We start from the raw sequence: 20,160 nt of genomic DNA, 5'->3' as shown, positions 1-20,160 counted from the left end.
GCGCGGCGCCGCGAGCGACTAGACCACGATGTCCGGATTTAGCCAGAGCGCGAAACCGCCCTTGAACGCGTTGGCGTTGTCGCCACGGCGCGCCTTCGGTGGCAGGCTCTTCAGCTTCGCGACATTGCCGCCGCCGATCACCACATAATCGGGCTCAAGCGCAGCACTGAGCTGCTCGACGGCATCGAGGACATGCTTTTCCCATTTCGCGTGCCCTCGTTTTTCAAGACTCGCCTCGCCCAGATAGTCCTCGAAGCTATGGCCGTTGCGGTATGGCAGGTGGGCAAGCTCCATGGGTTGGGCGACATTGTCCACTATCATGGCAGCGCCCAGTCCCGTGCCCAGTCCCAGAAACAGCATGCGGCCGCCCTCATAGCTGCCAATGGCCTGCATCAGGGCATCATTGACAATGCGCACGGGTTTGCCGAAGCGTTTCGCAAAGTCAAAACCGACCCAGCCTTGGGCCAGGTTGTGCGGCTCGCTCAGGATCTTGTTGTGTATCACCGGTCCGGGATAGCCCATGGCGATGACGTCATAATCCATGCCCTGGGCCAGTTCCTCTACTGCGCTGGCCATGGCGGCAGCATCCATTTTGGGTCCGGAGACGGCTTTGCGCTCTTCGCCTCCGGCGCTGCTCATGATCTTGACATGCGAGCCGCCGATATCGATGGCCAGAACGATTCGAGTTTTCCCGTCCATCGCTGTCTCCATCACGCTTTCGGGTCGACCCAGCCGCCGGCGGGCGCGAAGTCGGCCATGGCCTCCACTGGCCCCCAGGTTCCGGGCTTGTAGGGCGCGGGCTGGCCGGGCTGGTCCAGCACCGGATCAAAGATCTGCCACGCCAGTTCGGAGGCATCCTGCCGGGTGAAAAGCTGGCGTCGTCCGGCCATGGCATCGCCGATCAGCCGCTCATATGGCATCATGTCATCACTCGTATCGTCGACGGCATCGAGCTCGACATCTTCGCCAACCATGTCGCCACCGGCCGCCTTGCGGCGCGCACCGATCCCGATCGTCACCTGGGGGCCGACACGGAAGCGCAGATAGTTCGAGTCGGCAGGGCCGATTTCGTCGAACAGCATCAGCGGGGGACGCCGGAAGCGCACCACGACTTCGGTTGCTCGCACCGGAAGCTCCTTGCCAGCCCGAATATAGAAGGGGACGTCCTTCCAGCGCCACGTATCGACAAAGAGCCGTATCGCCGCAAAGGTTTCAACCTTGGAACCGGGCGCAACGCCGGGCTCGTCGTGATAGCCGTCGAATTGCCCTCGGATCAGGTCCGCCTTCGCGATGGGAGGGATCGCCTTGAGGATCTGCACCTTTTCATCGCTCATATCCTCCGCGCCACTGCTGACCGGCGGCTCCATGGCGAGCAGCAGCAAGACGTTGAGCAGATGGTTCTGGATGACGTCGCGGATGCAGCCCACCTCGTCGTAGAACTTGCCGCGCCCGGCTATGCCGAAGTCCTCGGCCATGGTGATCTGGACGCTTTCCACATAGGTGCGGTTCCAGACCGGCTCCAGGAAGGCATTGGCAAAGCGGAAGTAGATGAGGTTCTGCACGGCCTCCTTGCCAAGGAAATGGTCGATCCGGAACACCGCCGCTTCCTCAAAAACGGTGTGGAGCACATCGTTCAGGGCCTTTGCCGATGCGAAGTCGTGGCCGAACGGCTTCTCGACCATCAGTCTTCCGCCCTTGGCGATACCGGCTGCATCGAGCGCCTTGATGACGGTTCCGAACAGCGATGGCGGAATGGCGAGATAGTAGAGCGGCTGGCGAGCTTGGCCGAGTTCGGTGCGCAATCGCTCGAAAGTATCGGCGCTCTGGTAGTCGCCGCTGACATAGCGCAGAAGCGCCTTGAGCCTGGAGAAGACGTCCTCTTCGATCGTGCCGAATTTCCTGACAATGGCGTCGCGGGCGCGATCGGCAAGCTGATCGATGGTCCAGTCGTCGAGTGCCACCCCGATGACCGGGGTGGTGAGATGGCCCCGCCGCACCATCTGGTACAGCGAGGGCAGGATCATCTTGTGGGCGAGATCTCCGGTAACGCCGAACACCACAAGCGCGTCGGATTGTGCCGGGCTCAAGACGACTTCTCCTCGGGTTTCTCCACGTGGCCGCCAAAGGAATAACGCATGGCCGAGAGGAGCTTGTTGGCGAACTCGTCGTCGCCGCGGGACGCGTAGCGCGAAAACAGGGCTGTCGAGAGCACCGGAGCGGGAACCCCGGTCTCGACCGCGGCCTTGAGCGTCCATCGCCCTTCCCCCGAGTCCGACACACGCCCATCGAAACCGGACATGTCGGGATCGGATTTGAGGGCCGCCGCCGTCAGGTCGAGCAACCAAGACCCAATGACGCTGCCGTGTCGCCAGACTTCTGCGACGGCAGCCAGATCGATGTCGAAACGGTAATATTGCGGATCGGTCAGGGGCGCGGTTTCGGCGTCCGCCGCGCGTTCCTTGTCGCCCGCATTGGCCGATTTGAGAATGTTGATCCCCTCGGCATAGGCGGCCATGATCCCGTATTCGATGCCGTTGTGCACCATCTTGACGAAATGACCGGCGCCGCTCGGACCGCAATGCAGATAGCCCTGGGCAGCCGTATTGGCGCTGCCGGGTGTGGCGCCGTTCCCATCGGCGCCGGGGGCGAGGGCCGCAAGGATCGGATCCAGTCGCTCGACCGCCTCGCGCGGGCCACCGACCATCTGGCTATAGCCTCGATCGAGCCCCCACACACCCCCACTGGTCCCGACATCGACCATGGAGATGCCCTTCGGAGCGAGGACTTCCGACAAGTCCACCGCATCGCGATAGTAGGAATTGCCGCCATCGATCAGCATATCGCCGCGATCCATGTGCTCGGCTAGCTCCATCGCCACACGGCCGGTGATGGATGCCGGCAGCATCAGCCAGACGGCACGCGGCGTCGTGAGCTTACCCAGGAAGTCGGCATAGTCGTTGGCGCCAATGGCCCCTTCCGCAACCAGCGTCGCGACACTTTGCGCATTCACGTCATATACGACGCATTGGTGTCCGGCCTTCATGAGGCGCCGCACCATATTAGCGCCCATGCGCCCAAGCCCGATCATACCCAGCTGCATTTGCGTTTCCCGTTTCTACTTGCCGACGACCTGGACAGTGAAATCGGCGTTTTCCCATCGATCCACGTCCGTCCAAAGAAAAGTGAACACGACCGACTGATCAGCGTCCAAAGAAGATGTGTCGAGATCGACAAAATGTGTCCCAAGACCGCTTTCACGCGTGATGACATCGGCCGCATCCTGCCACTGGCTCGAACTCCAGTGCACCATGGCGGGCGCTTCCAGTTCCAGCCGAAGGGTTTTGCCCTGCGGGATGGTTGTGATCTTGTTGTTGAAGCGCCAGATCCGCAGCGTTGAGGGCGATTTCCCGGTCACATAGCGCACAACAGTCTGCGGGGGCATGTCAAAGACCGCGCCATCGGCTATCGAGCGCAGCAGCTTGATGTGTTCGGCGTGCGCCCACACCAGCGGCATGGCACTGCCGGCCGGCCGTCCATAAAACAGTTCGCGCTCTGGAATATCAGGCGCGTCCCAACTCTGCTCCGGCAGGAGACCTTCGGCACCGGCCGAGGCTTCGAGGGTTTGCAGCAGGGCTGCTGCCTGCCCGGCATTGCCGGCGGCGAGCTCATAATGGGCGCGTTCGCCGGCGAGTAAAGGCCATGCGCGCCCTATGCCTGTGCCATCGAACGGTCTGCCATCCGCATGCTCCCCGTACCCGTCGCCCGTATAGCGATACCAGAGCGGCCCCTGCGGCAGGTCTGCCTTGAGGGCGTGGTCAATGGCCGTGACCGTGTTTCGAATGCGCGGATCATCGGCTGCACGCAGACCGAAGCGGACAAGAGCCAGAGCATCGGGGCTGAGCACATCACGCGTCGGAAGGGTGGACTTGCTCTCCACCTGGTTGCGGATAGCTGTATTTCCGACGCGCGCGGTGGCGATATCGGTTACGCTATTGCTACCGATACGCACATAATAGCCCTGAACGCCCGCGGCTTCGCAGATGTCCGGGTCACCGGCGAATGTCCAGTTCTCGATCTGCTCGTTCCAGCAATCCGCCGTTTCTCTGAGGTGTCGGGAAACGGCATTCTCCTCTCCGGACTCGAGCAGGTCCGCAGCTGCCAGGAGAGCCGCGATTTCCACGGCCAAAGTGAACGGGGAATAGCCACCATCTTCTTCCCAACGGTCCTGGCTGGTCGCCGGGCCGTTGCCGACAAGGTAGCTGGCGGCTCGCCGGATCATGGGCAGATATCGATCGTTCACGGCATCGAGGTGGCCATGACGCCGCAGCATGTCGGCGAGCAGGATCGGAAAGGCGCATTCATCCATTTGAACGCCGAACCAGTAGGGCCGCCCGTCCAGCCAGAGATTTTGTGGCCAACGTCCAGAGGCAAGTTGCACCTGGCGCAAATATTCGAGAATGGCCAAAGCCTCCTTGTGGTCCCCGGCGGCAAGGAACCCGCCTGCTGTTTCGACAAGGTCGCGCGGCCAGACGAGGTGGTAGCCGCCCAGATCGTCATCGCCCTTGGCCGAGCCCCATGGGATGGACAGACTGGCGACCACGGCGCCCTGCCGATCTTCCGCGCGATGGGATGCCAGCACCGCCGTCGATACGCGGTAGGCATTGCCCCCGTTCGCCGAGACATGGTCGAGCGGATGCAGGTTCTTCTGCCATTGCTTCCAGTTGGCGCGGTAGGTTGACAACGCCGTATCGAAGCCGTCCCGCAGGCTGCCCAGAACATGGGTACCTGCTTCAGTTTCCGATTGGCCAAACCCCAGCGCCAAAACGGCGGCCGGCATTTTCTCAGAGAACTCGATAAGGCCGGTGAGCGCGACATTGCCATCGTCGGCCCGCTGGTATCGGGGCGAGAGCGCGCCATCATGGACCAGTTGCTGATACCCGTCGGAAGCCCCGACATAGCCCACCGACAGAGTCGACCAACCAAGCGAACAGCCCAGCGCCAGATAGCGGGATCGGCCACTGGCATAAAGCAGGGCCGTTTCTGATTGTTCCCCGATCCAGCCGGAATTGTTCATGCCGGCATTGACCAGATGAGGGGAAAGCAGCGCGTAAACCTTATAGTCAGCGATCGTTCCGACCAGGGGGATGAACCTGATGCGCTGCATCACTGTGGGACGAGCCGGATCGGAGATAAGCTGTTTTTCCAGTCGATAGCGTCCATCCCGCGCCGTGCTGACGGTGTGAAAGGCTGGAATACCGGACTCGATCTGCGTCGTGACAGCGCTGCAATCTCGCTTTTCTTCGCTGATATAGCCGTCCGGCCCTGTGATCAGCAGGCCCAGGTCTCGGGTGCAGGCACTGTCCACACGCGGATAATAAACCTCATTGATAATGCCGTGGCTGAGGGTGAACCATACGGGTGAGTTCGCCGACAAAGCGGTGCCCACTCCACTCTTGGCGCTGGACGTCCAGCGGGAGGGAATGCCCGGCCCGCCTGGCGCAAAATCGACGAGGTTGGTCATGTCGCGCTTCTCTACAATTGATATGCCAGAACGAAGCCGAAAGCGGTTGGCGCATCAACTGGTTCCCTACGGGATTGAAGGGCGCAATTTACCAAGGCTTCCAACCCGTCCTACACGTGAGTGTAGCGAAGTTTGCTTGGGGTCAAAATCGTTCATTGCCATTGTCATCGCCATCACGATTGGCAGAGGTGTCCAGGGACCCAATGCGGCCGCGCCTGTCATCAGACTGCTCTTGAAGGCTTTTTGGGCCCGTGCATGAGGCTTCAAACGGCATACGCCGTGGATCTTTCAAAGGGAAAGCGATGAACGGGAATGTCGTCGACGGCTGGTTGATGGATCTGCATCCCTACAGTTGGTCGTAGCGTTGTAAATCCTGGTGCTCTTTCGGATAGCCGGGCTGCCGCTGTCGTATCTGCTCGAGCATGCGATCCGCGTCGCCGTTGAGCGCGGCCACCCCAATGCCTCGACCGTGATGTCAATCGGGTTCCTGTATGAGGTGGCAAATGCCTTTGTGTGGATTGCTTTACGCACACATGATTCCGCCCTCGACAAGCTTGCCACCGCTCTGCTCGCGAATGTATCCGTCGCCTCTGCATCGTGTGCACGATGGAAAGCATCCCTTCCTCGATGGCAGAGGACGGAATGGAGCCCTCGTAGCGCATCGAGAGCACGCCGCCATATAGCGCCAGGTGTAGCGCGTCGGACAGTTTTACGAATTCGGCCCGCGGCAAGTCGCTGAGTGTGAATTCGAATCGGTGTTCGGAAACTTCCTGCATGCCAGCCTCCCACAATATCGGAAGCCCAGCTGAAGTCTGGTCGAAGCTCACCAGTTGGCGCGATGCTCGAGCCTCGGAGGCAGCCATGTTGTCCCGTGCCAGCCCGGAATTTGCGTCGGAATCGGACCGACACCAGCGGACAGGCCACGACCTGCGCTTTCCGTACCGGTTCCGTACGAAACGCACTCAACCGATCTAAGTCTTTGGAAAGATTGGTGCACCCGAAGGGATTCGAACCCCTGGCCTCTGCCTTCGGAGGGCAGCGCTCTATCCAGCTGAGCTACGGGTGCATGCCGGACGCGGCAAGGCCGCGTGCCGGTCTACATAAACGAAGGACCGGCAGGCAGCAATGGCGAAAGCCAGCCTTTCACCGAAGAGTTCACTTGCCCCCAAAACCATCGCCATCCACCCGCACGAGCCGGGCCGGGCCGGGCCGGGAGGTGGCATCGCGGCATGCGCGGGGCAACCGCGCCCAACGGATCGGAGCTGCGGCGCCTCGTTCAGCCCGCGCGACGCGCCATGGTCGGCAGCGCGTTCGCGATCCCGCCCGTTCCGCGCTCGGCCGCCCCGCCGCCGGAACCCGACCCTAGCCGGCCATGACCGGCTGGACGACCGGGCCGGGGCGGCGGAGCGGGCGGGCCTCGTCGGCAAGGCGCGCGACGATCCACAGCAGGACCAGGCCGCCGCCCACAAAGCCGATGTCGAACCAGATGCCGGGGCGCAGCGTGACGACCAGGACCTGGCCGAGCGCCGAAAGCACCGAAAGCAGCGCGAAAATCAGCAGGCCATGCCGGCCCATTGTCGCCAGCGGCGCGAACACGACCAGGCGACGGCACAGGGCGCTGATGCGCAAGCCATAGACGAGATAGGCGAGCGCCAGGAAATGGCTGAGACGGGTCAGGCCGAGCACCGACTTGTCGGTATCGAGATGGCCGCTGGCGCCGATCCAGTTGCGCGTGACACCGGGGCCGTAGGGCGACATCAGGAAGCCGATCCCGACGACGGTCGCCGCCAGAAGCAGCCAGGGCGCCGTCACGGGGATCTCGCCGCGCTGCTTCAGCGCCAGGCCCGCGGCCAGGCCGATCGCCATGACGAACTGCCAGGCAAACGGGTTGAGGAACCAACCGCCCTGGCCGGGCCAGTTGGGCAGATTCCAGCCGGTATAGCGGGTCAGCGCATAGAGCAGCGCCGAGGCCACCAGCATCAGCGAGACGTCGATGCGGGCAAGCCAGAGCAGCGCCGGCACCGCGAGGATCAGCGCCATGTAGAGCGGCAGGATGTTGAAATAGCCAAGCTGGTGGCCGAGCGTCACGATGCCGATCAGGCAGGTCCAGGCATCCTTCACATAGAGCGAGCGGCCATGCGACATCAGCAGCTCCGGCTGGCGCCAGTAGAGCGCGCCGGCGGAAAAGATGGCGATCGCGGCGAAGGACAGCGCGACATGCACGCCATAGAGCTTCAGAACCCGCCGGAGCATGGCAACCAGAACCGCGACCCGTTCGCCGGGGCGGAAACGGTGGCCATAGGCGAGCGCCAGCGAGACGCCGGACAGGAACACGAAGGCCTCGGCCGAATCCGAGACGCCGAAATTGCGATGCGTGACCGCCTCCAGCATATTGCCGGGGACGTGATTGATGAAGATCGTGCACAGCACCAGGCCGCGCCAGAAATCGATGCCGTCGAGACGGGCCGAGGCCTTGGCGCGCGCTTCGGCCAGCGCCGCGCGGCGATCGCGGTTCAGCGCGGCGCGCGACCATTCGCAAAGCGCCACGATGCTGATGCAGACCAGCGCATAGAGCGCCAGCGGCGGCACCTGCGCCGAGGACATGCGCAGCGTGTAGATCGGCTCGATCCAGAAGAACACGGTGAAAACGGCCGTCAGCACGGTGGCGAGGATCGCCGGGCCCTTGCCGAACAGCGCCGCGCCCAGCAGCACCGCCGGCGCGAACAGGAAGAAGGAGAAGCTGTTCCAGGGCCATTGCAAGCGAAGCGCGAAGCAAGGCAAGGCGAACAGGCAGGTCAGCGCATATTGCGCGGGCGCACTGAAGCGCTGCCCGAATTGAGCCATCAAAGCTGTCCTCCCGGCCCTCGGCCGACCCTGCACCCATGGCAGCCGAAAGGATGCCCGACAATCGGCGATCTAAAGCACGGATCGCCGGGCCTTGGAACGCCGATAGCCAGCGTTCCCGCCATTTCGACATGACTTTCGGCACTCCTCCCGCCTCGCCGCGCGGCGCGCCGGCGACAGGCAGGAGGAGACATGCCGAGATAAGCCACGGGAGATGGCAAAATTACGCCGGCTGCGCAGAACGGATCCGGCAGGACACCGCAATTTTCGGAAACGACGATCCGGCTTCGTCCGCCCGCGCGCCATGCGGAGGGCTGGCGCCCGGCCGGAGGCGATCAGTCGGCGACGCGGACGAGCGTGCCGAGGTGGTTGTCGTCCAGGAGTTCGATCGTCACCGTCTCGGCCTTGCCCTGGGGATCGATGGCGAAGCGAACGGCCGAGGGAACATCCGGCATTTCCGGGGTCGGGAAGGCAAGGAACAGGTCGCGGTCGAAATGCTGCAACGGATAGGCGTACTCCCCCTTCGGGCCGAGGCTCAGGGTCAGCACGCCGTCGGCTTCGGCAAGCCGCGCTTCCCCGACATAGTCGTTGCGGTAGCGCCCCGCATAGGCGGCAAGCGGCAGGGCCGGGCTGGGCGGTTGCGGCGGCTTGGCGTAGACCGCCCTCGCCGTCTCGTTGGCCGGTCCGAACAGGCTGGAATACACCCCGTCCCAGTCGGCGAGCCAATCCTGCCGCGACGAACCGTCGAACACCCAGTCGGCATAGCTGTTGGCCAGCCCCTCCGGCGCTCCGGTTGGAAAGGCATTGGCGAGGACGAGGATTCCGAGAGACGAATCCGGATAGAGCTGGACGAGCGTGCGGGCGCCCGCGCTGAACGCCCCGGCATGTCCCCAGCTCAGGCCATGGCGGCCGAATTCGACGACCCAGCCCAGGCCGTAAAACGAGGCGGCGCCCGTGACCGGGTTGGCCCCTCGCGCCATCAGCGGCTCATGGGTCGCGGCGAGCGCCTCGGCGCGGATCCGCCTTTCGCCATCCAGCGTGCCCTTCCCCAGCTCCAGCCGCATCCACTGGGCCAGGTCGCGCGCGCTCGAGCTGACGCCGCCGGCGGGGGCCTGCACGTCGGCATCGCGCGTCACCTTCGCCTCCCAGCCCTGGCCGATATCGACATGCAGCGCGGCGCGGTCGACGCGGGCCGCGAAATCGGCATGGCGGGCGCTGCTCGAGGCCATGCCGAGCGGCTTGAAGAGCTGCGTCTCGGCCACTTCCTCCCAGGATCTTCCCGTGGCTTTGGCCGCCGCCAGCGCCCCCGCCGTCAGGCCGGCATTGCTGTAGGCATAGCCGGCACGGAAGCTCGACGATGGCGGCACGAGGCGAAGCCGGTGCATCACCGTATCGCGGTCGAAGCCGATCGCCTCGAGGTCGTTCCCGGCGCTGCCCGGCAGGCCGCTTCGATGGGCGAACAGGTCGCGCAGCGTCACCTCGGCGCTGGGATAGGCGTCGTGCAGCCGGAAAGCCGGATCGAGATCGGCGACCTTGGCGTCCCACCCGACGACGCCATTGCTGACCAGGGCGGCGACGACCGTCGCCGACACCGGCTTGGAGAGCGAGGCGATCTGGAAAACGGTGTCGGGATCCACCGTCTCCGCCCTGCCGGCCTCGCGCAGGCCGAAACCTTTGAGGAAAACAACCTGGTCCTCATGGACCACCGCGATGGCCAGGCCGGGAACGGCACGGTTGGCGACGAGCTGCTGCGCCATCGCCTCGAGGCGCGGCAAGGCCGCCATCACCCTGTCGCGCGATACCGGTTCGGCCAGCGCGCCGGCGCATCCGAACCCGAAGACGGCCGCGACCGCCATCCATCGCCAAGCCGGGCTCCTGCCCCTGTCCATACCGCGCCTCCCATTTTGCGTGATTGTGACAGAGGAGCGCGCGAGCACAAGGGCAGGCCGTGAACGGGCCGGCGCTGCGGATCCCCGGGGTTCCCGCACGATCCCGGCAAAAGGCGGTGACGGCGCGAGGCGAACTTGGCTATCGTTCGGCCCGAAGCGCGGCCGCGCCGCGCGCATCCTGGGGGAGCCTGACGTGGCAGAGCGGAACACCTTTCTCTATATCGGCGGCTGCAATCGGCCGACGCCCTATTTTGCCAGCGCCAACGCCCCCGGCGTTTCGGTCTTCGCCTTCGATCTGGAGAGCGCCACCGCAAGGCCGCTCGGCATCCAGGGCGGCATCGAGAACCCGACCTTCCTCACCGCGTCCCCGGATGGCGCCACGCTATACGCGACGAGCGAAGTGCCCGAATGGAACGAGGGCCTGATCAGCGCCTATGCGATCGATCCCAGGACCGGCGACCTTCGCTATCTGAACCGCCAGTCGACGCTGGGCAGCATCACCGCGCATGCCAGCCTCGACCGGTCGGCGCGCTTCGTGGCGGTCGCCAACTACATGGGGACGCCGGAGAGCGAATTGCCGAACCAGTCCGTCGTGTTGTTCCCTCGCCGCGCCGATGGCGGGTTGGATCCGGTCGCGGCCTCGGCGGCGCATGCCGGGCGCGGGCCGGATGCCGGCCGGCAGGACCGCTCGCACGCGCATTGCGTGCTGGCGTCGCCCGACAACCGCTATCTCGTGGTCAGCGATCTCGGCATCGACCGGCTGGTCGCCTATCGCTTCAACGCCGCGACCGGCGCGATCGAAAAGGCCGGCGAGACCGCGCTGCCGCCCGGCTCGGGCCCGCGCCACTTCGCCTTCCATCCGCAAATGCCCTTCGCCTATGGCGTCAACGAACTGGCGTCGACGGTCGCCTCCTTTGCCTTCGATCCGGCAAGCGGCCAGTTCCGCCTGCTCGACGTGACGCCGACCCTGGCGGACACCACCGGCAATCACTGCTCGGAGATCAAGCTCGGCCCGGACGGGCGCTTCCTCTATGTCGCCAATCGCGGCGACGACAGCCTGTCGATCTTCGACATCGGCGAGGACGGGATCGCGAAATTGCGGACGGCGGTGCCCTCGGGCGGCAAGACGCCCCGCCACTTCGCCTTCGCGCCGGACGGCCGGACGCTCGCCGTCGCCAACCAGGACAGCGACGTGGTCACGCTGTTCGGCGTCGATGCGACAGACGGATCGCTGACGGCTCTCCGCCACGACATCGCCGTCGGCACGCCGACCGCTGTCTGTTTTGTGACGGTTGGGTAGCCATCCGAGCGCAAGGCCGTCGCCCCGTCGAAGGCCTGGATCCGCCCGGATGACGTTCGCAGGGCCTCGAGAATTCGGAACCTGCGAGCGGATCGGTCCCGTTCCGCCGTCATCCTGAGGTGCTTCGCGTCAGCGAAGCCTCGAAGGAGGCTCCAGTGGGCATTGCGGCCTGCAGACGAGCGAAAGCCCCACCAAAGCGCCTCGATCAGAGCACTCCCTGGACCCTCCTTCGAGGCCCGGCTTCGCCGGGCACCTCAGGATGATGGTCGAGTGCTTCGAACATCAGCCAGATACTCCGTGCTGGTGCAGCCGATTGATCAGGACCGGATGCTTTCTCCCCCATCGACGGCGGCCCGCGGCGTGTTATAGCTCTTGCCGCAACGGAGCTGCCGCCATGCTCACCTTCCTGCCTTCGCTTTCGGTTTTCCTGGCCTATCTCGTCGCCGTCATCGCGCTGACGCTGACGCCGGGGCCGGACATGACGCTGTTTCTCGGCAAGGCCATCGGGCAGTCGCGAAAGGCCGGCGTCGCCGCGTTCGCCGGCGCCTCGACCGGGCTGATCGTCCATACCGTGCTGGTGGCGGTCGGGCTCTCGGCGCTGCTCGCCGCCTCCACCACGGCCTTCACGATCCTGAAAGTCGTCGGCGCCGCCTATCTGGTCTATCTCGCCGTGCAGGCGATCCGGCATGGATCGGCGCTTTCGGTCGGCGGGAGAGGCTCCAGCGACCCGATCGGCAAGGTCTATCTGAAGGGCCTGATGGTCAATCTGCTCAACCCGAAGATCATCGTGTTCTTCGTGACCTTCCTGCCGCAATTCGTGACGCCGACCGACCCGCATGCGGCGGGCAAGCTGCTGTTTCTCGGCCTGATGTTCGTGGTGGTCGCCACGCCGATCAGCATCGCGATGATCTGGTCGGCCGGCTCGCTCGCTTCGTTCCTGAAGCGCTCGCCGCGCGCGACGCGTGCCGTCGACTGGCTGTTCGCCACCGTGATGGGCGGCTTCGCGGTGCGGCTTATTCTGGCCCAGGGGAAGTAGGCCGCTCCACCGGAGCGGTCCGCGCGCGGCCCTGGGCCGCCAGCCCCGAGCCATGCCCGGCGATGACCCAATAGGCGAAGCCGGCGACGAGCCCGGCCGCGACCGGCGGCAGCGCGGCAAATTCCGTGCTCTTGGCCGCGAGGTGGATGCCAAGGCCGATCGCGCCGCCAAACAGCGTCCACAGGATCGCCGAGCGCAAGGCGAAGACCTCGGCGACGACGATGCCGACCAGGAACGGCAGCAGCGCGTAGCGCGAAATCTCGACCAGAAGAACGAAGGCCGGTGCGAGGATGACCGGGATCTCGCCATTCGGGCCATCCCAGATGTCGTTGCCGGTGAAACCGAAGGCGGCGAGATAGACGACGACGGCCGAGGCGATCGCCGCCATCAGCCCCAGCGGAATCAGCAGGATGATCCGAAGGAAAGCCCGCATCAGTCGTCGTCGCTGGTGACCATGGCCTCGAGCGCCAGCCGCTCGCGGACACGCATGCGCTCGCTCTCGCTCTTCAGCTGGCCGCAGGCGGCGAGAATGTCGCGGCCGCGCGGGGTGCGGATCGGCGAGGCATAGCCGGCGCGGTTAACGATGTCCGAGAAGGTCTCGATCGTCTCCCAGTCCGAGCACTGGTAGTTGACGCCGGGCCAGGGATTGAACGGAATCAGGTTGATCTTGGCCGGAATGCCCTTGAGCAGGCGGACCAGCTCGCGCGCATCGGCCGGGCTGTCATTGACGTCCTTCAGCATCACATATTCGAATGTGATGCGGCGCGCATTGCTGAGACCCGGATAATTGCGGCAGGCCTCCATCAGCTCGGCGATCGGATATTTTTTGTTGAGCGGCACCAGCATGTCGCGCAGGTCGTCGCGCACGGCATGGAGCGAGATCGCCAGCATCGAGCCGATCTCGGCGCCGGTGCGTTCGATCATCGGCACGACGCCGGAGGTCGACAGCGTGATGCGGCGCTTCGAGAGCGACAGGCCCTCGCCGTCCGAGGCGATCAGCAGCGCCTGCTTAACGTTGTCGAAATTGTAGAGCGGCTCGCCCATGCCCATCATGACGATGTTGGAGACGAGGCGGCCTTCCGAGGGCACGGCCATGCCGACCGGGGTCGACTTGTCCGGGAAGTCGCCCAGCCGGTCGCGCGCGACGAGGATCTGGCCGACGATCTCTTCCGCCGTCAGGTTGCGCACCAGCTTCTGCGTGCCGGTATGGCAGAACGAGCAGGTGAGCGTGCAGCCGACCTGGCTGGAGACGCAGAGCGTGCCGCGGCCGATCTCGGGGATGTAGACGGTCTCGATCTCGACCGGCCGGCCGGCGCCGCGCGACGGAAAGCGCAGCAGCCACTTGCGGGTGCCATCCTGCGAGATCTGCTCGGTGACGATTTCCGGCCGCTTCAGCGTGAAGCTGGCCGCCAGCGTCGCGCGAAGCTCCTTCGACACGTTGAGCATGTCGTTGAAATCGGTGACGCCGCGGGCATAGATCCAGTTCCAGATCTGCGCCGTACGCATGCGGATCTGCTTGGGCTCGATGCCGATGCCGGCGAGCTTCTCGCCGATTTCGGCGCGCGTGAGGCCGACGAGGGACGGCGTCTCGTCCTTCGAAAGCGGGGGAACCTGAAGCGGGGCGGTGGTGGCCACGGCGAGCGGTGCGGTCATGTCGATATCCGGGTGAGAGGCCGGGCGCGAAGCGCGCACATCGAGGCCATCCATCATTGTTGCCGGCCTCATACCACAATTTTCGGGAAATCAGGAATGCTTCAAATGAGCGGCCGCCCTGCGCCGGACAAGGGGCAGCCGGTTTCGCAGGGCCAGGCGCGCCCTGGCGATCAGCCCTGCGTCGACGTCAGCGCGTCCCAGCCGAGCATCGCGCTCTTGGCGACCGAAAGCAGCGTCTCGCCATTGGCGCCGTCGCGGGCCTCGATCGACATGCCCTTGATGACGGTGCCGAAATAGGCGGCGATCCGTTCCAGGTTGAGGCCGGACGGCAATTCGCCATCGGCGACGCCACGCTCCAGCCGGTGGCGGATGCGCCGGGCCATGTCCTTGCGCTGGTCGCACAGGAACTGCTGCGCGGCATCGGTCTCGGGGCCGCCATTGGTGGCGCCGAGCACGACGAAGCAGCCGACCGGCTTGTCGGGCCGCACGCAGGAACGCGCGCTGGCGAACAGCATGGCCGAGATCGAATCCCGCGTCGTCAGCTCGCCTTCCAGCATCTGCAGCGTGCAGGCGTCGTCGGTCGCGACGTAGAGCGCGACGGCTTCGCGAAACAGCTCCTCCTTCGAGCCGAAGGCGGCGTAAAGCGAGGGGGAATTGATGCTCATCGCCTCGGTCAGCTCGGAGATCGAGGTGCCGGCATAGCCGCGAGCCCAGAACACATCCATGGCCCGTTCGAGGGCGACGGATCGATCGAAACTGCGGGGACGTCCGCGAGCGTTCATGGCGTGCGTGCAGCCCTTTTCTTTTTGTAACGATCAACAAATAAAGCGCTTGACGGCGGGAATCAAGCCATTATGATTTATGTATCGACCGACACATAAATACGAGTCGGCGGTGACCCTGAGCCCGCGACGCCTCTCCCGTCGCGGGCTTCAGCGTCCCTAGGGCCGCGCCTCCGCGCCGGCTCCGCCCAACAGATCGAGACCACCATGACCGACGCTTCTCACCCGGCGCCCGCGGGCCGGCACCTCGTGCTCGCCGCCGTCTTCCTCGTCGCGGTCACCATGCCGCTCTCCTTCACCGGGCCGGCGGTAGCGACGCCTGCCATCGGCCGCGATCTCGGCGGCGAGCTTTCGCTGCTGACCTGGATCGTCAACGGCTTCATGCTCGCCTTCGGCAGCACGATCATGCTCGGCGGCGCGCTCGCCGATCAATATGGCCGCAAGCGCATGTTCCGCATCGGCGCCATCAGCTTCACCCTCACCTCGCTGGCCGTGGCGCTGTCGCCCAGCGTGCTGATCCTCGACTTTCTGCGCGCGCTGCAGGGGATTGCGGCGGCGATCTCGATCTCGGCCGGCTTCGCTGCCGTGGCGCAGGATTATGAAGGCGCCGACCGCACCCGGGCGCTCGGCCTGCTCGGCACAGGCTTCGGCATCGGCCTTGCCTTCGGCCCGCTGATCGCGGGCGCGCTGATCGGCTCGTTCGGCTGGCGGGCGCTGTTCGTCGCCACCGCCCTGGCCGGCCTGCTGACCCTGCTCGTCGGCGTGCCCCGCATGCGCGAAACCCGCGATCCCGGCGCGATCGGCATCGATCGCTGGGGCGCGGCCAGCTTCACCGCCATGCTGGTGGCGCTGACATTCGGCATCATCCTCGGACCGGAGCGCGGCTGGGACGACACGCTGGTCGTCACCCTGCTCGCCGGCGCGGCGGTCCTGCTGATCGCCTTCATCGCCATCGAGAACCTGCAGACGCGGCCGATGCTCGACCTGTCGCTGTTCCGCTATGCCCGCTTCGTCTCGGTGCAGGCCCTGCCGGTCGCGGTCGCCTATTCCTTCATCGTCCCGTTCATCCTGCTGCCGGCCCGCTTCATCCGCATCGAGGGGATGGACGAGCTGCAGGTCGGCGTGATGCTGCTGCCGCTCAGCCTGCCGATCGCGACGATCCCCTTCGTCGCCGCCAACATCGCGCGCTGGATTCCCTCGGGAATCCTCGCCGGCCTCGGCCTGATCCTGGCGGGCGCCGGCGTGCTGTTGCTGGCCTTCGTGCCGGTCGGCGCCGCCCCGACGACGTTCATCCTGCCGCTCTTCATGATCGGCGCCGGCGCCGCCCTGCCCTGGGGCCTGATGGACGATCTCGCCATCAGCGTCGTGCCGACCGAGCGGGCCGGCATGGCGACCGGCATCTTCGGCACCATGCGGGTCGCCGGCGAAACCGTCGCGATCGCCATCGTCGGCGCGCTGATGGCGGCCTTCGTCACCGGCGGAATCGGCGGCAGCGTCGGCGATCTGCCGGTCGAAATCGCCAGCCAGTTCGCCAATGCAGTGGCTGGCGGTGGTCTCGACCAGGCGGTTGCCCTCGCCCCCTCGATCGAGCGGGCGATCGCGACCGAGGCCTATGGCGCGGCGTTCCGCAACACCATGCTGATCTGCTCGGCGATCACCTTCACCGCCGCGCTGATCACGCTCGTAACGCTGCGCACCCGCCAGCCAAGGAAGCGCCGCGAGCCGATCATGCTGGAAATCGGCGCGTAGGCGGGGGTCAAAGCCGATATGGAATGGTGCGGAGCCGGGTTCGTTCCTCACCTCTCCTGAGGGAGAGGTAAAGGGCTGGCATCCGCCCTACGGATCCTGTTCTACAAAAAAGCCCACCCCCGCGCCGCGGGAGTGGGCTTTTCTTATTCAACGGATCAGCCAGCCCGATCAGACGTCTTCGGGCGCGTCGCCGTCGAGCTGTTCGAGATCGGCCAGGTCCTGGTCCTCGACGGCGGTGTCCTCGACGCCGAGGCTCTCGGCCGAAAGCCAGAACACTTCGCCGTCGCTCTCTTCCGTATCGAGCCAGAAGAAATCGAGATGCGGATATTCGGCTTCGAGGATCTCGCGGCCGGCGCCGATCTCGCAGAGCATGCCGCCACCCGGATTGAGATGGGCCGAGGCCGCGTCGAGGATGCGGCGGACGATGTCGAGGCCGTCGAGGCCGGAGGCCAGCGCCATCACCGGCTCATGCCGGTATTCTTCCGGCAGCTCTTCCATGGCGATTTCGTCGACATAGGGCGGATTGGTCAGGATCAAATCGTAGCGCTTGTCGCCGAGCGGGGCGAACAGGTCCCCCTCATAGAGCTCGATCCGGTTGCCGAGATTGTGCTCGGCAACATTGATCTTCGCGACTTCGAGCGCGTCCGGCGACAGGTCGACGGCATCGATCTCGGCGCTTTCGAACACGCCGGCGGCCAAAATCGCGAGCGAGGCGGAGCCGGTGCACAGATCCAGCACCGTCTCGACCGACGAGAGATCCTCGATCAGCGTGAACTCCTCGCCGCCGAAGAATTCCGAATGGATCAGTTCGCCGATGAAGGAGCGCGGCACGATCACGCGCTCGTCGACGAAGAAGGGCACGCCCTGGATATAGGCGCGGTTGAGCAGGTAGGGCGTCGGCTTGCGGGTGGTGACCCGCGCCTCGACCAGGTCTGCCAGGTGCTTGCGCTCCTCTGGGAGCAGGCGCGCGTCGAGGAAGGGCTCGAGCGTGTCGATCGGCAGCTTCAGGCCTTCCAGCACCAGGAAGGCGGCGTCGTCGAACGCCGTCGAGGCGCCATGGCCAAAGGCCAGGCCGGCCTGGTTGAAGCGGCTGATGGCGTAGCGCAGGAAGTCGCGGACCGTGAAGAGCTGATCGGCGGGGGCGGATGATTCGGTCAAGGCAGGCTCGTGGTTAAGAAAAGGTTTCGGGACGTCCTAGCAGGTCGGGACGCCGCGCGCATCTCTCCAGCCTGCGATCTCCAGTCTCATCTCCGTTTCATAAGGGCATGCGTCGACGGTCGCGCTTTGCTCCGGGTGCGATCGAAAGCCCCGACCAACATTTTGGGGCGCCCGGCACGGCCGGGTCCCGAAGGAGGGGCCAGGGACACGCCCGAATGTCTGGCCGGTCCCGCGACAAGCGATGCCGTAGCCCCTCACCCGCCGGCCTGCGGCCGTCGATCTCTCCCTCCGCGAGCGGCGAAAGAATCTTCGACGGTATGGCCGTCTCGAGCGCGCCGGAACGACGCCGCGAGACGGCCGAACCGGGAGCCGGGCTACTGGCTACTGGCCCTTGGCCTTCAGGCGCTTGTTGCAGTCGCTCCAGTATTGCGGCCACTTCGCGCCCTGCGGCAGGGTGCCGGCCTTCTTCTTCTCCTGCCATTCGGCGCCGCAGGCGCGGATGCGCACGACGGCGGCCTGCTGGCCGGGCGTCATCTGCCGCTTGCCGGCCGTGGTCTTGGTCGTGTCGAGCTTGGCGGCGGCGGCCGGATCCGGCAGCGCCATGCCGAGTTCCTCATCGGCCGCGGCGGTCTTTGCCTTGCCCGGCTTGGCGGGGGCAGCCGCATCCGGATTGGCGGCGGCGTAATCCTTGCTGCACTGGCTCCAGAATTTCGGCCAGGTCTGGCCGGCCGGAACCTTGTTGGCGGCCTTCATCCTGGCCCAGTCGTCGCTGCAGCTCTGCATGGCGGACGACTTGCCGGCAGCCGGCTTGGTCTCCGCCGCCTTGTCGGTCGCGGCCTTCGCGGTCGACTTCGGCGCGGCCTTGGGCTCCGGCGCCGCCGGCGCCTTCGCGGCAGCGGCAGCGTCGCTGTCACCGGGATGGGCGGCGGCGTAGTCCTTGCTGCACTGGCTCCAGAACTTCGGCCAGGTCTGGCCGGCCGGAACCTTGTCGTCGGCCTTCATCTTGGCCCAGTCGTCGCTGCAGCTCTGCATGGCGGCCGACTTGGTGGCGGCGGATGCCGGCAAGGTCGCCGCGAACAGGCCCAGGGACAGGCTGGCGCCCATCAAGATCAGTGTGGATCGCATCTTCATCGTGCCGATCTCCCTTCGATGTCGCAGTGACATCCGATCCCAACGAAGCCGCGACGACCTCGGGCTTCCCTCGTTGGCTGAGGGAACATCCGCGCGTCGCAAGTGTCAATCTCCCGGCGCGGACCGGATCAAAAATCGTTGACGGGGGCCGGCAAGATCGCGGCCGCTATTCGGGCGACCGCGATCTCTCGCTATCTTAAGGCTTATTGTGGGTTGTCGGCTTATTGTTGGCTGTTCTTGGCGAGCCAGCCCTTCATGAAGGCGATCTCTTCCTTCTGCGCCCGGATGATGGCTTCGGCGAGTTTGCGCGCCTCCGGGTCCTTGCCATATTTCAGCTCGATCTCGGCCATGGCGACCGCGCCCTCGTGATGGGGAATCATGGCGCGGATGAAATCGACATCGGCATTGCCGGAATAGTCGATCGCCATGCCCTCCATCATCGCCTTGTCGGCGGCGCGGAAAGCCTGGGTCGAGGCGCTGTCACCCGGCTTTTCCGAAGACATGGCGCCATGGTCCATCTGGCTGTGATCCATCGTTTCCTCGGCCGAGGCCGGGAGGATGGCGAGGGTGAAGACGGCCGCGGCCGCCAGTTTCCAAAAAGACGTCATGATCGTTCTCTCATTGCAATGAGGCGGGCAGGAAAAGGCGGCGTCGCGGCCCGCACGCGCCGCCGCATCGATGACCGAGGGAAACGATCAGGCGCGGGGCGGCGGCAGGTCGGGGCCGATGACGCGCTGGGCCGGCATGGCGTCGGAACGCGGGCGCGGCAAAGCGCCGGGCGCGACGAGACGATCCGGCATCGCCTCGACGTGAAGCGCGAAGCCAGGCAGCGCGACGCAGCAGGAAGGCAGCGCCATCGGGGCGGCCGGCGTGTGGCTTGAAGGGCCGCCCGACGCCATCGCCATGCGATGCGCCGCGCCGGATATCTGCGCGGCGTGCGGGCAATCGGCCTGGCCCGCATGATCCACCGCCATGGCCGGATCGGCGCCGCCGGGCACCAGCAGGCTTAGGACGATCCAGACAAGGGCAGCGAGACGCCGGACATTCTGCATGCGGTAAAACTGGTCGCTGCGCGGCCACACGTCAATGTCCAGATT

The 20,160-nt window shown here is 65.5% G+C and carries 16 protein-coding genes and 1 tRNA gene; 3 read left to right on the top strand and 14 right to left on the bottom strand.

Annotated elements, in window-relative coordinates; translation table 11 throughout:
* Window positions 1–18: 18 nt before the first annotated feature.
* The 7 genes from OSH10_RS05255 to OSH10_RS05225 form a co-directional block, all read right to left on the bottom strand.
* A complete protein-coding gene (locus OSH10_RS05255) occupies window positions 19–699 on the bottom strand; it encodes an ROK family protein (protein ID WP_266330564.1) in 681 nt (226 codons plus the stop codon).
* Between the two features lie 11 nt (window positions 700–710).
* On the bottom strand, window positions 711–2,087 hold the full coding sequence (zwf, locus tag OSH10_RS05250; RefSeq protein WP_266331118.1) for a glucose-6-phosphate dehydrogenase: 1,377 nt from the start codon (window positions 2,085–2,087) through the stop codon (window positions 711–713).
* Entirely contained in the window at window positions 2,084–3,100 is a 1,017-nt protein-coding gene (gene gnd / locus OSH10_RS05245) for a phosphogluconate dehydrogenase (NAD(+)-dependent, decarboxylating) (RefSeq protein ID WP_266330563.1), read from the bottom strand. Before gnd ends, zwf begins: the two co-directional genes overlap by 4 nt.
* Window positions 3,101–3,115: 15 nt before the next feature.
* Window positions 3,116–5,521, bottom strand: coding sequence for a glucan 1,4-alpha-glucosidase (locus OSH10_RS05240; protein WP_266330562.1), 2,406 nt, complete (start codon window positions 5,519–5,521; stop codon window positions 3,116–3,118).
* A gap of 989 nt (window positions 5,522–6,510) precedes the next feature.
* A tRNA-Arg gene (locus OSH10_RS05235) sits at window positions 6,511–6,587 on the bottom strand.
* A gap of 296 nt (window positions 6,588–6,883) precedes the next feature.
* Entirely contained in the window at window positions 6,884–8,365 is a 1,482-nt protein-coding gene (gene opgC, locus OSH10_RS05230; RefSeq protein WP_266330561.1) for an OpgC domain-containing protein, read from the bottom strand.
* 335 nt (window positions 8,366–8,700) lie between these two features.
* Window positions 8,701–10,254 carry a serine hydrolase gene (locus OSH10_RS05225; RefSeq protein WP_407660674.1) on the bottom strand — a complete coding sequence of 518 codons (1,554 nt, stop codon included), beginning with the start codon at window positions 10,252–10,254 and terminating at the stop codon, window positions 8,701–8,703.
* Window positions 10,255–10,447: 193 nt separating this feature from the next.
* On the opposite strand from OSH10_RS05225, the gene OSH10_RS05220 reads away from it, so the two are divergent.
* Together OSH10_RS05220 and OSH10_RS05215 are read left to right on the top strand one after the other, a co-directional pair.
* Window positions 10,448–11,554, top strand: coding sequence for a lactonase family protein (locus OSH10_RS05220; protein WP_266330560.1), 1,107 nt, complete (start codon window positions 10,448–10,450; stop codon window positions 11,552–11,554).
* Window positions 11,555–11,948: 394 nt separating this feature from the next.
* A complete protein-coding gene (locus tag OSH10_RS05215) occupies window positions 11,949–12,590 on the top strand; it encodes a LysE family translocator (protein ID WP_266330559.1) in 642 nt (213 codons plus the stop codon).
* Here OSH10_RS05215 and OSH10_RS05210 read toward each other — a convergent pair.
* The 3 genes from OSH10_RS05210 to OSH10_RS05200 form a co-directional block, all read right to left on the bottom strand.
* On the bottom strand, window positions 12,568–13,023 hold the full coding sequence (locus OSH10_RS05210) for a hypothetical protein (RefSeq protein WP_266330558.1): 456 nt from the start codon (window positions 13,021–13,023) through the stop codon (window positions 12,568–12,570). The genes OSH10_RS05215 and OSH10_RS05210 overlap by 23 nt on opposite strands.
* On the bottom strand, window positions 13,023–14,243 hold the full coding sequence (gene rlmN, locus OSH10_RS05205; protein WP_266330557.1) for a 23S rRNA (adenine(2503)-C(2))-methyltransferase RlmN: 1,221 nt from the start codon (window positions 14,241–14,243) through the stop codon (window positions 13,023–13,025). Before rlmN ends, OSH10_RS05210 begins: the two co-directional genes overlap by 1 nt.
* Window positions 14,244–14,413: 170 nt before the next feature.
* Entirely contained in the window at window positions 14,414–14,968 is a 555-nt protein-coding gene (locus OSH10_RS05200) for a TetR/AcrR family transcriptional regulator (protein WP_266330556.1), read from the bottom strand.
* A gap of 264 nt (window positions 14,969–15,232) precedes the next feature.
* Here OSH10_RS05200 and OSH10_RS05195 point away from each other — a divergent pair, with 264 nt between their 5' ends.
* Window positions 15,233–16,774, top strand: coding sequence for an MFS transporter (locus OSH10_RS05195; protein WP_266330554.1), 1,542 nt, complete (start codon window positions 15,233–15,235; stop codon window positions 16,772–16,774).
* Between the two features lie 168 nt (window positions 16,775–16,942).
* Here the strand turns inward: OSH10_RS05195 and prmB are convergent, their stop codons facing one another.
* The 4 genes from prmB to OSH10_RS05175 form a co-directional block, all read right to left on the bottom strand.
* On the bottom strand, window positions 16,943–17,932 hold the full coding sequence (gene prmB, locus OSH10_RS05190) for a 50S ribosomal protein L3 N(5)-glutamine methyltransferase (RefSeq protein WP_266330553.1): 990 nt from the start codon (window positions 17,930–17,932) through the stop codon (window positions 16,943–16,945).
* Between the two features lie 381 nt (window positions 17,933–18,313).
* Window positions 18,314–19,063 (bottom strand): hypothetical protein, encoded by a 750-nt coding sequence (locus OSH10_RS05185; RefSeq protein WP_266330552.1) that lies wholly within the window; start codon window positions 19,061–19,063, stop codon window positions 18,314–18,316.
* A gap of 221 nt (window positions 19,064–19,284) precedes the next feature.
* Complete coding sequence (gene copM / locus OSH10_RS05180; protein ID WP_407660673.1) at window positions 19,285–19,671, bottom strand: CopM family metallochaperone; 387 nt, start codon at window positions 19,669–19,671, stop codon at window positions 19,285–19,287.
* Between the two features lie 87 nt (window positions 19,672–19,758).
* A complete protein-coding gene (locus tag OSH10_RS05175) occupies window positions 19,759–20,145 on the bottom strand; it encodes a hypothetical protein (RefSeq protein ID WP_266330551.1) in 387 nt (128 codons plus the stop codon).
* Between the last annotated feature and the right edge of the window lie 15 nt (window positions 20,146–20,160).

The organism is Kaistia defluvii (assembly GCF_026343955.1).
GTDB classification, from domain to species: domain Bacteria; phylum Pseudomonadota; class Alphaproteobacteria; order Rhizobiales; family Kaistiaceae; genus Kaistia; species Kaistia defluvii.
Note: the sequence above shows the minus strand (reverse complement) of the source record. Positions and strands in the feature narration are given on the sequence as shown.

Excerpts from the sequence above, each read along its gene's own strand:
- OSH10_RS05255 (WP_266330564.1), bottom strand. The coding sequence starts at position 699 with ATGGACGGGAAAACTCGAATCGTTCTGGCCATCGATATCGGCGGCTCG.
- gnd (WP_266330563.1), bottom strand. The coding sequence starts at position 3,100 with ATGCAGCTGGGTATGATCGGGCTTGGGCGCATGGGCGCTAATATGGTG.
- OSH10_RS05240 (WP_266330562.1), bottom strand. The coding sequence starts at position 5,521 with ATGACCAACCTCGTCGATTTTGCGCCAGGCGGGCCGGGCATTCCCTCC.
- opgC (WP_266330561.1), bottom strand. The coding sequence starts at position 8,365 with ATGGCTCAATTCGGGCAGCGCTTCAGTGCGCCCGCGCAATATGCGCTG.
- OSH10_RS05225 (WP_407660674.1), bottom strand. The coding sequence starts at position 10,254 with ATGGACAGGGGCAGGAGCCCGGCTTGGCGATGGATGGCGGTCGCGGCC.
- OSH10_RS05215 (WP_266330559.1), top strand. The coding sequence starts at position 11,949 with ATGCTCACCTTCCTGCCTTCGCTTTCGGTTTTCCTGGCCTATCTCGTC.
- OSH10_RS05210 (WP_266330558.1), bottom strand. The coding sequence starts at position 13,023 with ATGCGGGCTTTCCTTCGGATCATCCTGCTGATTCCGCTGGGGCTGATG.
- rlmN (WP_266330557.1), bottom strand. The coding sequence starts at position 14,243 with ATGACCGCACCGCTCGCCGTGGCCACCACCGCCCCGCTTCAGGTTCCC.
- OSH10_RS05200 (WP_266330556.1), bottom strand. The coding sequence starts at position 14,968 with ATGGATGTGTTCTGGGCTCGCGGCTATGCCGGCACCTCGATCTCCGAG.
- OSH10_RS05195 (WP_266330554.1), top strand. The coding sequence starts at position 15,233 with ATGACCGACGCTTCTCACCCGGCGCCCGCGGGCCGGCACCTCGTGCTC.
- OSH10_RS05185 (WP_266330552.1), bottom strand. The coding sequence starts at position 19,063 with ATGAAGATGCGATCCACACTGATCTTGATGGGCGCCAGCCTGTCCCTG.
- copM (WP_407660673.1), bottom strand. The coding sequence starts at position 19,671 with ATGACGTCTTTTTGGAAACTGGCGGCCGCGGCCGTCTTCACCCTCGCC.